This is a genomic window from Gardnerella sp. DNF00109 (assembly GCF_049262845.1).
In the GTDB taxonomy this organism is placed as follows: domain Bacteria; phylum Actinomycetota; class Actinomycetes; order Actinomycetales; family Bifidobacteriaceae; genus Bifidobacterium; species Bifidobacterium vaginale.
This window is the reverse complement of record NZ_CP058406.1, coordinates 340,198-354,827: the sequence shown is the minus strand read 5'-3', so window position 1 is coordinate 354,827 and position 14,630 is coordinate 340,198. Positions and strand designations below refer to the sequence as shown.

Annotated in this window: 12 protein-coding genes; 6 read left to right on the top strand and 6 right to left on the bottom strand. The window is 39.4% G+C overall.

Annotated features, from left to right (window positions below; translation table 11 throughout):
• Position 1: 1 nt before the first annotated feature.
• The 4 genes from HXT20_RS01330 to HXT20_RS01315 form a co-directional block, all read right to left on the bottom strand.
• Positions 2 to 883 (bottom strand): glycosyltransferase, encoded by an 882-nt coding sequence (locus HXT20_RS01330; RefSeq protein WP_004116962.1) that lies wholly within the window; start codon positions 881 to 883, stop codon positions 2 to 4.
• 1 nt (position 884) lies between these two features.
• Complete coding sequence (locus HXT20_RS01325) at positions 885 to 1,982, bottom strand: acyltransferase family protein (protein WP_004575007.1); 1,098 nt, start codon at positions 1,980 to 1,982, stop codon at positions 885 to 887.
• A complete protein-coding gene (locus tag HXT20_RS01320) occupies positions 1,975 to 3,888 on the bottom strand; it encodes a rhamnan synthesis F family protein (protein ID WP_004575058.1) in 1,914 nt (637 codons plus the stop codon). Before HXT20_RS01320 ends, HXT20_RS01325 begins: the two co-directional genes overlap by 8 nt.
• A gap of 88 nt (positions 3,889 to 3,976) precedes the next feature.
• A complete protein-coding gene (locus HXT20_RS01315; RefSeq protein WP_116773081.1) occupies positions 3,977 to 5,263 on the bottom strand; it encodes a glycosyltransferase family 2 protein in 1,287 nt (428 codons plus the stop codon).
• Positions 5,264 to 5,426: 163 nt separating this feature from the next.
• Between HXT20_RS01315 and HXT20_RS01310 the strand changes: the two genes are divergently transcribed.
• Complete coding sequence (locus HXT20_RS01310; RefSeq protein ID WP_422114405.1) at positions 5,427 to 7,121, top strand: glucosyltransferase domain-containing protein; 1,695 nt, start codon at positions 5,427 to 5,429, stop codon at positions 7,119 to 7,121.
• Between the two features lie 39 nt (positions 7,122 to 7,160).
• Here the strand turns inward: HXT20_RS01310 and HXT20_RS01305 are convergent, their stop codons facing one another.
• Together HXT20_RS01305 and HXT20_RS01300 are read right to left on the bottom strand one after the other, a co-directional pair.
• Positions 7,161 to 8,132, bottom strand: a complete 972-nt coding sequence (locus tag HXT20_RS01305; protein WP_004112145.1) for a glycosyltransferase family 2 protein — start codon at positions 8,130 to 8,132, stop codon at positions 7,161 to 7,163.
• A 65-nt stretch (positions 8,133 to 8,197) separates the two neighbouring features.
• Positions 8,198 to 9,040 carry an NAD-dependent epimerase/dehydratase family protein gene (locus HXT20_RS01300; RefSeq protein ID WP_004112142.1) on the bottom strand — a complete coding sequence of 281 codons (843 nt, stop codon included), beginning with the start codon at positions 9,038 to 9,040 and terminating at the stop codon, positions 8,198 to 8,200.
• A gap of 326 nt (positions 9,041 to 9,366) precedes the next feature.
• On the opposite strand from HXT20_RS01300, the gene HXT20_RS01295 reads away from it, so the two are divergent.
• The 5 genes from HXT20_RS01295 to rfbA all read left to right on the top strand — a co-directional run bounded on the left by HXT20_RS01295 (position 9,367) and on the right by rfbA (position 14,601).
• Positions 9,367 to 10,230 carry an ABC transporter permease gene (locus HXT20_RS01295; RefSeq protein ID WP_004112141.1) on the top strand — a complete coding sequence of 288 codons (864 nt, stop codon included), beginning with the start codon at positions 9,367 to 9,369 and terminating at the stop codon, positions 10,228 to 10,230.
• A 152-nt stretch (positions 10,231 to 10,382) separates the two neighbouring features.
• Positions 10,383 to 11,054 (top strand): ABC transporter ATP-binding protein, encoded by a 672-nt coding sequence (locus HXT20_RS01290; protein ID WP_373271522.1) that lies wholly within the window; start codon positions 10,383 to 10,385, stop codon positions 11,052 to 11,054.
• 57 nt (positions 11,055 to 11,111) lie between these two features.
• Positions 11,112 to 12,146, top strand: a complete 1,035-nt coding sequence (gene rfbB / locus HXT20_RS01285; protein ID WP_004112128.1) for a dTDP-glucose 4,6-dehydratase — start codon at positions 11,112 to 11,114, stop codon at positions 12,144 to 12,146.
• Between the two features lie 98 nt (positions 12,147 to 12,244).
• The gene (locus HXT20_RS01280; protein WP_065189490.1) at positions 12,245 to 13,687 is read left to right on the top strand and encodes a sugar nucleotide-binding protein; all 1,443 of its coding nucleotides are present in this window, start codon (positions 12,245 to 12,247) and stop codon (positions 13,685 to 13,687) included.
• Between the two features lie 14 nt (positions 13,688 to 13,701).
• Positions 13,702 to 14,601, top strand: a complete 900-nt coding sequence (gene rfbA / locus HXT20_RS01275; RefSeq protein WP_004112125.1) for a glucose-1-phosphate thymidylyltransferase RfbA — start codon at positions 13,702 to 13,704, stop codon at positions 14,599 to 14,601.
• The last annotated feature ends 29 nt before the right edge of the window (positions 14,602 to 14,630 follow it).

The window sequence follows — 14,630 nt, the reverse complement described above, 5'->3', positions numbered from 1 at the left end:
TTCAAACCGCGTTCTGTTCTGCTTTGCGCATTTGACGAATCTTTTGCTGCCCATCCTTAAATCCGCGTATCATCGCGCGAATTTTCGCAAATTTATTCTTTTCCCACAGCGCAACGAAAATCATATCTCGCACAACTGCACGCAACGACTTAGCATACGAGTATGTTCCCATTTTGTAATCCACTACTTGCATATTTCGCGCTATATAGTACTTGCGATTTGCGTTGTGATTCCACACGATTGGGTGTTTTATAATCAAGTTTATTGAGCGCGCTTTGCCGATTTGGTGTTCCATTATAACGTTTTGGCACTCTACGATTTGCCAGCCATCGCGCGCAAGTCGCCTTGAAAAGTCGAAGTCTACTCCGTCAATTTCCAACCATTCGTCAAATCCGCCGATTTTCTGCCACGCTTCTACGCTTGTTAAGCTTCCAGACGTTATGCATTCGTCTTCGTGGCATTTGCTGTGTAAAATCGTGCCGTCTAAACGGTTTTTTAGCAAAGAGCATACAATTGCGATTTTGGAATTTTTTGAATTTTTTTGATTTACAAGACTTCCCTGATTTTCCAGGATTTTCTTGTATTCGCTAATCATGTTGCTTGGCACAACAGAATCGTCGTTAAGCGTTAGAACCCAGTTGAAACCTTGCGATTTTGCCCATTCAAACACTTGCGTTAATGCTTTTGCAAAACCAATATTTTGACTGTTTTTAACTAAAGTCACGTTTGCGTATTTGCTTACAACTTCTTGCAAACTTTTAACATTTTTAGACGCATTGTCTACGATTATTACACGCTCTACTTGATTGCATAGCGCTTCTAAACACGTGCTTACGTCTGTTAAAGTTGGATTATAGGTGATTATTCCAGAACAAATACGCATGTTAGTCCAAACTGCGATTCTTGCTGCCGATTTTCACCCAACATTTGCTCACAAAACCAACAATCAAGTTTGTAAAACGCTTGAGTATTACAGAAAGCACAAGAATCACCGCAAACTCTGCGATTAGCAATCCGTATGCTTGCCAGCGATTAAGCCACACTGGATATATTACTGTAAACACTTGCATTATTAACACATGGTGTACCAAAAAAATCGGGTACGAATATGCGGATATAAATTTTGTACACGCGCTTAATGGCTTAAAACTTTTAACAAGTTCACCAATATAAGAAAGCAGCAAAAATGCTAATATTCCTACAATCGTAACGGCAATATTTCCTTGTAAAACATGCGTTAATTGTTGCAATGCAAGAATCACAAAAGATACTGCAGCAAGCCAACAAGGCACTTTTTTAATAAACTTTACAAAAATCATGCCAAATACTAATTCTGGCAATCTTGTTGTTAAAAGAATATCAGACGGTACTCGCGGAATCTGGTAAAAAGTAAAGAACACAACTGTTGCAGCGTATAGAGCCAACACAACGCACACAGTTGTTATTGGCATTTTATTTACGCCAACTCTTAAAAGTGGAAACACTATGTAAAACAGTATTATGAACCCTAAGAACCATTCGCCTAGAACATAAAAAGTACCTACGCCGAATGCAGAAGCATAACCATCCATTCCAAAAAGCGAAAAAATTGCTGTTATTTTATGCCTTGGTACAAAAATATATCCATTATTGCGAATAAACAATAAAATATTCGCCACTATGAATGCTACCCAAAACATTGGGTATAGTGTTTTTGCGCGCTTTGTGTAGAATGTGCGCAAATCCAGGCTTTCTCTATCGCCATAGTTGTACATAAGAGCAGCGCCAGAAATAATCAAAAATAGCGATACTCCTAATCCACCAATGTAGATTCCAAACGGTCTATTTACGAAGAACCGCATTGGCTCCAAATATGGATTGTTAAAATGAGTTACAACAATCAAAATCGCAGCTATTGCGCGAATCCAATCCAAGTAGAAAAGTCGCGGTTTTTTTGCGCGCGTAAGTTTTGTCGCAGCTGTATTTACGCTTATATCACTCATCTTCTTTACCTTTACGACCAATGTGCACAATTCTTTGACCTATGTACAGTGTTTTATAGAAAACTCGCTTTGCAATACTCTTTAATACTCTTAAAGCAGCGTAACGGAATCGCTTTCCGCGCATTACTTCTCTACAAGTTTCTTCCAAATTGCGTTTAATCCATGGCGTGCTCACAGATTTTGATAGTTCTCGAACATCGAATTCTAGGTTAGTCATTTCTATTCGCGCAAAGTGATCCGAGAATATGTATGCGTCATAATATCCGTTGGATTGCGGCACATACCCGTATGCTCGCTCTATAAAGTGCAACAACGTTCCGTCTATTTTTAGCGGTTCTGCTGGAAAATCTTCGTAAGTCCACTTTCTATCCAATAGCCCACGCATAGCTTTTGTACGGAACCAAAACATTGTGCCAAGCGGAGCTATAGCGTCTTTGTTTTCGTCTAACGGAACGCTAATTCCTAACGTTTTTTCTAGGAATTTCTTTGTGCCTTCAAAGTTTGGACCCCAAGTGTATGTAAATCCTGGGAAATAGTCCGCATGATTTGGCGGCGTTGGCATTGCCATTCCAAGTCGCGGATGCGTTTCAAACAGATTTATAACGTTTTGCACATACTCTTTACTTGCAAGAATATTTTCAAAACACTTGTAAGCAAATCCGTCGCCTATGCTTCGAGGCGATAATTGCGTGACTTTTTTATCGTGAGCAAAGCATACGTAATCGTACTTCATAAGATCTGCGCCGCCGCCCACTAAGAATGCGCTCACGTCTCTACCGCGATTTTCAATTAACCGCACGTCTACGTCATATGGAAGATGTTCCACACGCTGTTTCACAATTTGCTGGTTTTCTTTCGATCCTACAGTTAAAATAACGTCACATCCTTGCGGCATAGACTGAATATAGTGCAAACTTTTATCTAGCAAATCCATGTAATACAAGTGCATACACAACGCGACTTTTGGCTTAGCCGTAGATGCTGATGTAGCTGTTGATGAGTTTTCTACAACATGATTTTGCGGCAAAATGTATCGCAAATGAAGATTCTTCATCAAATCTGCCATATTCATGCTTCGCAAAGCATTTTCCCAAATCAAATCCGTGTTGTAATCTGTGTGGTCTTTCAAATACTCGTATAAGTCTAATGCTTGGTTTCCAACAGATTGCGTAGAAACGTCGGAGTAGTCGTGGAAGAAAGACCTGCGCTTAAAAATCGGGCATCGTTTGTATTCCACAATCTGCCTTGCAGCATACGTTATTGGGCCATAAGAATAGCCTTCTAAATCACTCGTATCAACGTATACAGACCACTTGTATCCCTTATCTGCAAATCGCTTTGTAAATACTGATTCATGCAATCCAACAGACTCAAAGTAGCTGTTGATTGGTGGAAGATTGTTCCAATAATCCTGAAAATCTTTGGATTGAACAAAGCTTTTCCTGTATGCGTGAAAATGCGATTGAATATGCTCTGGCAAATATCCGTACGGACTGTATCCAAACGGATCTCCATTAACTTTATGGAACTTTGTTATGCCCCAAAAATCAAGGTCTTTTGCGTTCATAGCGTTAAACATTTCGCTAAACGGATAAACTGGACCCATAATCGTAGCGTTAAATAGCACTACTTCGTCAAACTTTTCCAACTCTGCCCAACCGTAAGAGTCCATTGCAGTTTTGTACGCCCACACGTCAAAACCCTTGTTTTCGCGCAAAATAAACTTGTTCGCGTAACCTTTAAGCATCGCTTTGCTTGACTCGTCGATTTTGCCATTAACTACAATCGCAAGCTCGTTAAAGAATGGTTTGAATCCGTCAAGCAGCGTAGACACATAATGGTCTGCGTGACCTTGCGCATCGTAGAAGAAGAAAATGCCCAAGCGCTTTGGATTTTCCAAAATCATGTTATCTCCTGATTTACCCTTAATTATCCTTGATTATTCTATTGTGTAATTTTGTATTTTGTTTAATCTCAAATTTATTTTTTAGACTTTATTTATCATTCTTTGATTTAGTTAAGTTTTTAACCATATTTTTTATCTTTTTTGCAAAACGCTTATACACTGGCATTGCATCGTAACGTTTTTGCGCTTCAATTTGCAAACGTTTCTGTTCTTCTTCATATTTTTGCTGATGAACCTGCATAATATGCAAAGACATTAAGTCTACTTGCTTATCGTAAGTTGTGTTTTGTTTGTCTTTAAAACTATCTGGTTTAATATTTCTATAAACGTTAAGAAGAACATCACACACTGAACCGTGTTTTATTATGCAATCGCTTTCTACAACTTGATTCATAAGGTCTACAAGCTTTTCTAGCACAATTGAGCACGCGCGCTCTAATCCCCATGTTTCAATAACAGCGTTTATGGCTTCTTGAAAATCCTCGACTTTTAGGCGTGTAAAGAATTCATCTTTTACTATTTTTAATCCACGATTATCAAACCAGCGTGAGGCCTCTTCAATGGTTTGCTTGCGACTTTTCATCGAAGGCTCTTTAGTAAAATCATTAGCAAAATCGTAAACAGTGCTTACAACATCTTTAACACTTCGTTGTTCTACAGTAAATTTTTCAACGCTTATCTTAGATCTTCCAGAAATTCCTCTGCCAATATGGTATTTAAGCGCGCGAAACGCTGTTAAGTCTTTTAAAGTTTGAGCAAAGGCTGCAATAGCGAAATATTCGTAAGCATCTTCTGCTTTAGAAAGTCGTGTTGAAACTGTTTTTTTAAACGCATCTCGAACTAAGTCACCTTTAAAAAGCGCTGTTATAACATTCCAAGGTGTCCAATGCGGAAAATCACTAGAAAACGTTGATTTAATAATATTATCGCCAGTTTGATCACCATTATTTTGCGCATACATTTGATCGTAGCTGTATGCAAAATCTTCATCTGATTTGCCTTCTGGGTGAATAGAAACACCAAAATGCAATATATCTGCAGGATTATTAGTAACGTATGAGTAGAGAACTTCGCAAGCTTTAAGATCAATCTCATCATCTGCGTCAACAAAAAGAACGTAATCACCGCTAGTCGACTGAACACCAGTTTTACGCGCAACATGCCTACCGCAATTATGATCTTTAGCAATAATTTTTACTCTAGAATCTTTATGCTCATAATCGCGCAAAATTTGCAAAGTATTATCTGTACTAGCGTCGTCAACAACAATAATCTCAATGTTTTTAAAAGTTTGATTAACAAGTGAATCCATGCACTGCTTAATATACGGCTCCTTGTTGTACGCAGGAACCACCACGGAAATTGCAGGATTCATAAATCGTCTCCATTGCACACTAATCGGTAAAATAGCACAAATCATATCTATTGTACTACTAAACACAATCAGTTTTTAGATTGTTGTCACGCATTAAAATCTTATAGTATATTTTTTAGTGACAAGTAGCACATGCATGTCAAACACATAGAAGGGTTGTAGTATGAATCAAGCAGACTCTAGTTGTATTAAAGAATTAAACACTAATCAACTACAAGATTCAGCTACACTTGCAAAATGCGGCAAAAAAAGCAACTCAACTAGCACAACTAGAGCAATTATAGAAAAAACGTATTCCTTTAAAGACTTCATTGATTTTTGCAAATCTAATGTTGCAGAACTTGCAATAAGCGCGATTTTTTTGATTATTGCATACGGTCAAAAAGCTTTTTCTAACACTTTTTCTATAGACACAGAAGAAATGATCTCTAGATCTAAGGCTCTTTACAATTCTTGGATTCGCCTAGAACGCTTCGGCTTGCTGGCTTTTAAGTACGTTACAGGAAGATACTGGTATAACAATTCATTAGCTGGAATCTTAATGATTCTTGCGCTTTTTGCTTCCGCAACAACATGGGCATACTTGTTTAGCAAAGCGCACAATTTGGGCGCAAAATTCCACCCAGCTTTATTTATGATTCCTTTTATAAGCGCTCCTATTCTTGCAGAAATGCTTGGATTCTTGCTTATGGGAGATGACGTAGCTTGTGCGCTAATGTTTGTTAGCATGTCGCTTATGTGTGCGCATAACGCGTACCAAAATCGTAAAGAACTTAAAACTCTTTTAGCATACGCATTAATGGCACTTATTTTTGCGATTTTTGGTTTTACTCTCTACTTAGCAATGACTACTGTTTTTATTGCTGGAACAGCCATGATTGCACTAATAATTAAGGGCGACTATGCATGCAAATTCAAGAACATAGTAAGCTACGTTTTTACGTATATTTGCGTGTTTATAGCAAGCTATGCATGCTATGTGATTTTGAATAAAATTGTTATCGCTACCAACCACACCTTCACAGATCCGTACATTAAAGAACAAATGCGTTGGGGTAAAGACCCTATAGCAAAAATCATTCATACTATATTTTTGCATGCAAAAAACATGTATCTAGGAAGAACAATATTCCATAGCGTATTTATAACAATTGCATTAATCGCTTTAGTGTTATTAACTATTGTTCAAGTGATTCGTAAAGAGCTTAACGCTTTTACTATTATTTTTGCTATTGCTATAGTTGCAAGCCCTATGATGATGAGCGTAATACTCGGCACAGCAGGCACGGCTAGAACGGAACTAACATACCCGCTTGCTGGCGCTTTTTCATGCATGTATTTGTTGCATTACATTATGCAATTTAGCAAAAAGACTTTAACAACGATTATTGCATGCATTCTTCTTGCAATTATTGGATTAAGTCAGTCGTTTACAGTAAATCGCTTGTATTACACGGAATACATGACTTATAACCAAGACTATTACATTGCTCAAGATGTTGCTAGAAGAATAGAAGTACTACAAGCAAATCATAAAAATCCTCTTAAAGTAATATTCGTTGGCAATCACATAGCAGACTACAATCCTAGTGAATTTAAGTCAAATCAGCTTGAACTTATTGGACGATCAATGTTTGAGATTGGATTCTCAACTCTTCACGGCACATGGGTAAAAACTGGTTTCATACGCTCAACTACTGGATTTAAAATGAAAAATCCTGTATTAGAATCCGTTTATATAAACGCAGAAAAGGCCGCACAAAATCTGCCTTCTTGGCCTTCGGATAAATGCACTACTGTTTTAGATAACAAGTATATAGTCGTAAAATTCTCTGAACCAATGCAAAATAAGCACTAAATAGTAGTTAAGAATTTAGATACCTAAATATATAAATATCTAAATAGTAGTTTCAATCTCGTAACGTGGGCGATGCTTAGATTCCATGTAAATCTTTCCAATATATTCGCCCACAATGCCGATTGAAAGCATAATCAATCCGCCAATAAACCACATTGAGAACATAACAGAACCCCAGCCAGCAACTGCTTTTCCTTGCACAACAGAAGCTATTACATAAACAAATACGCATAGTGAAACTAAAATAGACGCGAATCCTGCAAATGTTACAAAACTCAAAGGCTTAGTAGAAAAAGATGTAATGCCATCTATAGCAAACGAAATCATCTTTTTAAGCGGATACTTAGACACACCAGCTTTGCGCTTACCACGCACATACTCAACTTTTGTTGACTTAAAGCCAATAGATGGCACTATACCACGCAAGAAAAGATTAACTTCTTTATATTCCAAAAGAGCCTTCAACGCATTCTTGCCCATAAGTCTATAATCGGCATGATTCGGAACTGTTTCTGCGCCCATCCATCTGAAAACACTGTAAAAAGCTAATGCAGTGTTGCGCTTAAACCACGTGTCTGTTTCTCTAGACGAGCGAACGCCATACACAACCTCGTAGCCTTCCACATATTTTGCAATAAATTGATCAACAACATCAACATCGTCTTGCAAATCGGCGTCCATGGAAATTGCAGCATCGCAACCCGATTTATATGCTGTAGTTAAGCCAGCAAGCAAAGCATTTTGATGACCACGATTATGCGCAAGCTTTACACCGCCAAAAAGCGAAGGATTCGACTGGTGCAAATCGCAAATAATATTCCAAGTCGAATCTCTAGAACCATCATCCACAAAAAGAATACGGCTATAATCCGAAATAATCTTATTTTCAATAAGAAAAGTAACTTTGCTTAAAATAATACTAGAAGTCTGCGAAAGAACAGGCTCCTCGTTGTAGCAAGGAAGAACAAAATATATGCATGGGCACTTGCTGTTTTGCAATGTTTCACGCAATGTTAATCCTTTCTAAAAACCATAATTTAGCATTAAAAATCCAGAAAAGTTACGATTTGCAATAACTATTTTAGAAAATCACTCATAATCTTTTGGATTTTGCTATTATCTCCCCAAACTGCTGGAGAATCGTAAGGCCTATCTGGGAATGCGCCATACTCAAGCGAAATATCAAGATTATTCTCGCGAATGTAACGTTCAACGCGGTCTGCAAGCGAAACAGGCTCCCCCGTGCAGCAATTAATTACGCCATTTACTTTATCTTGTAAAACGGTTGCAGCAATTTGCTTAGCTAACACGTCTACATTAATAAAGTCGTATTTGTTTTTGCCAGTAGTAAACGGAAAAGTCTTCTTTCCTTCTTGAGCAGCTTGAAGAAGCTTAGAGAAAATAGAGTTTCCACGAGCGTCGTCGCCAACAATGTAGTATGCGCGAATCCATTGAACAGTTGCATCATACTCTTTACCCAAAAGCAAAGTAGCTTCACGCAAAGCATTCTTAGAAATGCCATACATTGAAGCTGGCTTGCAAGGCGTGTTCTCGTCAATAGCGCCCTCCCAGTAGCCAACTTCGTGCATAGAACCCATAACAGCAATCTGCTTTAAGCCACCTTGAAGCATAATACGAATAAAGCGGTAATGGTTCGATAAATCTTCCATATGCGTGTCTGCAGCATGCTTAAAACCGTTGCGCCAAGCCATGTGCAAGCAAACGTCTGGAGACCCAAGCTTTGCAAACAAATCAGCATCATCGCTAAAAATATTCGCTTCAATACGCGTTGCGCGCTCATCAACACCATCTAAACGCAAGTCGGAAGCAATTACGCTAGCACCTGCATCTAAAAGAGCTTTAACAACGTGACGACCAATATACCCACCAGCACCAGTAACAAGAATTCGCTTACTCATAATTTTTCAGTTTAGCAGCGTATAAAAACTTTCAAACATGCCAAAATAAATAGAACAAAATAATCACAACATAATCACATTAAAATCACAAAATAATCACAAAATAATCACATTAACAACTAATCTAAAAGCTAAAATTATTACATATAATGATGAACATAATATCTCGCATAATACTGCTCACAATACTGCGCATAATTTAACCAAATATTTAGCCAAATATTGAATCAAATCAATCCCCAAATGTAAACTTAACAAAGTTATAAATGTAAACTTAACAAAGTTATATATGCATACACACTGCAAATTTTGCAAGAAAGGCAGCGATGACAACAAAGTCTGACGCCATCTATCACCCTGGTAGAAGCAAAGGTTTGATAGACATTCCAAGGTACCTTTATTTGCTTGACTTACTTGTAAAAAAAGAAGTACGAATAAGATATCGCGGTTCGTGGCTCGGTATGGCTTGGACGTACGTAAAGCCAATAACGCAATTTGTAGTGTTCTACGTTGCAATGGGAATTTTCTTAGGACTTGGCCGCGGAGGCGGAATTCAAGCCTACCCACTGTACCTTTTTAGTGGAATTATAGTAACAAACTTTTTTGTAGAAGCATTCTCTAATTGCACAAGATCAATACTTTCTAATGCTGGCTTAATACAAAAAATCTATCTTCCTAGAGAACTATTCCCACTTGCATCGCTACGAGTTGCTTTTGTGCACTTTTTCCCACAAGTAATCGTGCTTATAATCGGAGCTTTATGCATGGGGTGGATTCCAGATTTTGCAGGCGTAATAGTGGCAATAATCGGATTTATTAGCGTGTGTACGTTTGCGTTTGGTCTTGGATTATTCTTTGGAGCAATAAACGTTTTTTACAGAGATGCAGAAAATATTACAGACTTAGTAGCAATGGTTGCCGTATGGCTTGCGCCGTGCTTCTACACATGGCAAATGGTTGCAGCCCACGCACCACGATGGGTTTTAGAGATGTATTATGCAAATCCTATTGCAATAAGCGTTGAAGCATTCCACCGCGGATTCTGGCTAAATGCCACAGATCGCACTTTCCAATTTGCAGGAGCTTGGTCTTTAAGACTTTGCGAAAGCCTTGTAGTCGCATTTGCTGTACTACTTATTGGCGAAGTTACATTTAGACATCTTGAAGGCAAGTTTGCTCAAGAAATTTAAGCTTACTAAGATTTTGTGGATTTTACTTTTAAGAGCAGCAGGAGTTATATATGAATAAGCCTTATAACACACTTCCAGAAGACGTTGTGTTAAGCATTTCCAACGTTACTAAACGATTCTCGCTGCGAGCAAATCATTCGATTAAAGAGTCGATTGTAAACTTGCTAACACCGCCGTCTAAAAAGCACGAGACACAAAACTTTACAGCTTTAAGCAATGTTAGTTTTACTATTAAACGCGGCGAAACTGTTGGACTAATAGGCATGAATGGATCTGGAAAATCTACTATGCTTAAAATGCTTTCTGGAGTTATGCAACCAGACGAAGGCGAAGTTTGTGCGCGCGGAAGAATCGCAGGACTAATCGAAGTTGGAGCAGGATTTGCTGCCGACTTAACTGGTCGCGAAAACGTGTATCTTAACGGCGCAATTCTTGGAATGACAAAAGAAGAAATAGACGATAAATACCAATCAATAGTAGACTTTAGCGAAATAGAGCCTTTTATGGATACAGAAGTTAAGTTCTACTCTTCTGGAATGTTCTTACGATTGGCGTTTTCTGTAGCAGCGCACAGCGATCCAGACATATTCTTAATCGACGAAATTCTTGCAGTTGGAGATGAAGCTTTCCAACACAAGTGCATTACTAGGCTTAAAGAGCAGCAAAAACGAGGGCAAACAATGGTAATTGTTTCGCACAGCGAAGATCAAATTAAGCAACTTTGTTCTCGCTGCATAGTGCTGTCTCATTCACACATGATTTACGACGGTCAAGCCGAGCCAGCATTTAACGCAATGCGAGAAAGCTTAAACAATAAAGCATAAACAACAATCTTAAACAATAATCAAAACTAAAAAGCAAAAGGCATATAAGAGGATATTATGGAAAACATGAGTAACACAACAAACTTTGAGCCAAAAAACATAATTGTAACTGGCGGATGCGGCTTTATTGGGTCTAATTTTGTGCACTACGTAGTGAACAATCACCCAGAAACGCACGTAACGGTACTAGACGCGTTAACGTACGCCGGAAATATTGAAAACATTGCAGGATTGCCAGAAGATAGAGTTGACTTTGTTCACGGCAATATTTGCGATGCAGAGCTTTTAGATAAGCTCGTTCCAGGGCACGACGCAATTGTGCACTACGCTGCAGAATCACACAACGACAACAGCATTGCAAACCCAGAACCATTCCTTAAAACCAATGTTGAAGGAACTTTTAGACTACTCGAAGCAGTTAGAAAATACGGGATCCGATACCACCACATCTCTACCGATGAAGTGTACGGAGATTTGGCATTAGACGACCCAGCTAAATTCACGGAAGAAACGCCATACCACCCATCCAGCCCATACAGCTCCACAAAAGCGGCAAGCGATATGTTGGTACGCGCATGGACTCGCACATATGGTTTGCACACAACAATCAGCAATTGCTCAAACAACTATGGACCATATCAGCATGTTGAAAAGTTTATTCCGCGCCAAATCACAAATATTTTAGAAGGCATTAAGCCAAAGTTGTATGGTCAAGGCTTAAACGTTCGAGATTGGATTCACACAGAAGACCACAGCAGTGCTGTTTGGACAATCCTCACAAAGGGAGAGCTTGGAAACACCTACTTGATTGGTGCAAATGGCGAGAAAAACAATATAACAGTTCTGCGCATGATTCTTGAAATGATGGGCAAAGATGCAGACGACTTTGACCTTGTAAAAGATCGCCCAGGCCACGACCGCCGCTACGCAATCGACAGCACAAAGCTACAAACGCAACTTGGATGGAAGCCAAAGCACACAGACTTTACAACAGGCTTAGAGCAAACAATCAAATGGTACACGGAAAATCGAGCATGGTGGGAAGGCGCTAAAAGCGCAACCGAAGCAAAGTACAAAGCTCAAGGGCAGTGAATCGCCTGAAAGTCAAGTCTGCTTGTATACAAATTGTATGCAAATCTAGCCAAAAATAGTCATAAATATAATCAAAAATAAAGAATTTGTAGGATGCTATGGAATTTGAAAAAGAACTAAGCGTTACAAAAACCAATATTCCAGGTTTAATCGTGTTTGATCTTCCAGTACACGGAGATAACCGCGGATGGTTCAAAGAAAACTGGCAGCGTGCCAAAATGACGGCTCTAGGTCTCCCCGACTTTGGGCCTGTACAAAACAACATTTCGTTCAACGAAAAACGCGGAGTAACCAGAGGCATCCACGCAGAACCATGGGATAAATACATAAGCATTGCTACTGGCGAAGTATTTGGCGCATGGGTGGATTTAAGACCAGGTAAAAGCTTCGGTCAAGTGTACACAACCACACTAAACCCTAGCAAAGCAATCTACGTTCCTAGAGGCGTAGGAAACAGCTTCCAAGCTTTGCAAGATGGCACGGCATACACTTATTTAGTAAACGCACATTGGTCACTAGAGCAAAAGAAAACATACACTTTTGTAAACCTTGCAGACCCAGATTTACACATTAATTGGCCAATACCTTTAGAAGAATCCGAGCGCAGCGAAGCTGACTTACACCACCCAATGCTAAAAAACGCAAAGCCAATGGCACCAAAACGCACTCTTGTAACTGGATGCAACGGTCAACTTGGTCGCGCAATACAAAATTATGCTAAAGAGAATAATTTAGAAGGATTTGAGTACGTAGACTTAGATAGCTTCGATATAGCAAATAAAGACGATTACAGCCGCTACGACTGGGATTTGTACGGAACGATTATTAACACAGCAGCATACACGTCTGTAGATGGCGCGCAAACGCCACAAGGGCGAAGAGCCGCGTGGAATAGCAACGTTAAAGGAGTAGCAAATCTTGCAAAAATAGCGCAAGAACACCACATTACTCTTGTGCACATCTCAAGCGACTATGTTTTTGACGGTACTCAAGAAAATCACAAAGAAAACGAAGACTTTGCACCACTAGGCGTGTACGGCGAAACAAAAGCTGCAGCAGATTCTCTAGTAGCCAACGTTCCACAGCATTATATTATTCGCTCAAGCTGGATTGTCGGAGAAGGACGAAACTTTGTAACGCGCATGATTGACTTTGCAAACCGTTTAAAAAATGGCGAATCTGTTAGTGTTCAAGCACCAATAGATCAAACTGGCAGACTCACTTTTGCAAGCGACTTAGTAAAAGGCATGTTCCATCTTCTAAACACTCAAGCACAATACGGAACATACAATCTTACAGGTTCAGGAAAAATCGCGTCTTGGCACGATATTGCTCAAAAAGTGTTTACACAACTTAATGTAGACACAAGCAAAATCGAAGCAAATCGCGTAGACGATTACACGCGCATATCTAATGGCTCTCCTAGACCACACAAGTGCGCACTTGACTTACAAAAAATCGAATCCGCTGGATTTACGCCATGCGATTGGGAAGATTTGCTTGAATCTTACGTAAATAGAATTGAACAAAACAACAAGTAAAGGATGTTTCAAAGATGAAAGGCATTATTCTTGCTGGCGGTTCTGGCACACGCCTATACCCACTTACTACAGTAACGTCTAAGCAGCTTTTGCCAGTTTACGATAAGCCAATGGTGTATTACCCTCTTAGCGTGCTTATGATGGCTGGAATCCGAGATATTCTTGTGATTTCTACTCCTCAAGACTTGCCGAATTTTGAAAGGCTACTTGGAAGCGGAGAACAATTTGGAATCAACTTATCTTACAAAGTTCAGCCATCGCCAGACGGTCTTGCTCAAGCATTTATACTCGGAGAAGAGTTTATAAATGGCGATTCTTGCGCGCTCGTGCTTGGAGACAATATATTCTACGGAAATGGCCTGGGAGCTATTTTAAAGCACGCTGCACGCGTAGAACACGGTGCTACAGTATTCGGCTACTACGTAGACGACCCAGAAAGATACGGCGTTGTGGAATTTGATGAAAATCACAAAGCCGTTAGCATAGTAGAAAAACCAGAACACCCAGCATCGAACTATGCTGTTACAGGATTATACTTCTACGATTCCAGAGTTACAGAGTTTGCAAAACAAGTTAAGCCGAGCGCACGCGGCGAGCTTGAGATTACGGACCTTAACAAAATGTACTTAGAAAATGGCTCACTAAACGTTATGACTCTTGGTCGCGGATACGCGTGGCTAGACACTGGCACAATGGACTCGCTTTACGAAGCTGGCGAATTTGTGCGCACAATAGAGCGAGCGCAAGGGCTGCCAATCGCAGTTCTTGAGGAGATTGCGTACGAAAACCAGTGGATTAGTCGCGAGCGTTTGCTTGAGTCGGCAGAAAAATATGGTAAAAGCAATTATGGCAAGCACTTAAAGCAGGTTGCTGAAAATCGCATTATCATATCTAAAGATTTGTTCACGGATTAAAAATCGCAAATCCAATTTTACAAATCAAC

Excerpts from the sequence above, each read along its gene's own strand:
- rfbA (WP_004112125.1), top strand. The coding sequence starts at position 13,702 with ATGAAAGGCATTATTCTTGCTGGCGGTTCTGGCACACGCCTATACCCA.
- HXT20_RS01330 (WP_004116962.1), bottom strand. The coding sequence starts at position 883 with ATGCGTATTTGTTCTGGAATAATCACCTATAATCCAACTTTAACAGAC.
- HXT20_RS01320 (WP_004575058.1), bottom strand. The coding sequence starts at position 3,888 with ATGATTTTGGAAAATCCAAAGCGCTTGGGCATTTTCTTCTTCTACGAT.
- HXT20_RS01325 (WP_004575007.1), bottom strand. The coding sequence starts at position 1,982 with ATGAGTGATATAAGCGTAAATACAGCTGCGACAAAACTTACGCGCGCA.
- HXT20_RS01280 (WP_065189490.1), top strand. The coding sequence starts at position 12,245 with ATGGAATTTGAAAAAGAACTAAGCGTTACAAAAACCAATATTCCAGGT.
- HXT20_RS01310 (WP_422114405.1), top strand. The coding sequence starts at position 5,427 with ATGAATCAAGCAGACTCTAGTTGTATTAAAGAATTAAACACTAATCAA.
- HXT20_RS01295 (WP_004112141.1), top strand. The coding sequence starts at position 9,367 with ATGACAACAAAGTCTGACGCCATCTATCACCCTGGTAGAAGCAAAGGT.
- HXT20_RS01300 (WP_004112142.1), bottom strand. The coding sequence starts at position 9,040 with ATGAGTAAGCGAATTCTTGTTACTGGTGCTGGTGGGTATATTGGTCGT.
- rfbB (WP_004112128.1), top strand. The coding sequence starts at position 11,112 with ATGGAAAACATGAGTAACACAACAAACTTTGAGCCAAAAAACATAATT.
- HXT20_RS01315 (WP_116773081.1), bottom strand. The coding sequence starts at position 5,263 with ATGAATCCTGCAATTTCCGTGGTGGTTCCTGCGTACAACAAGGAGCCG.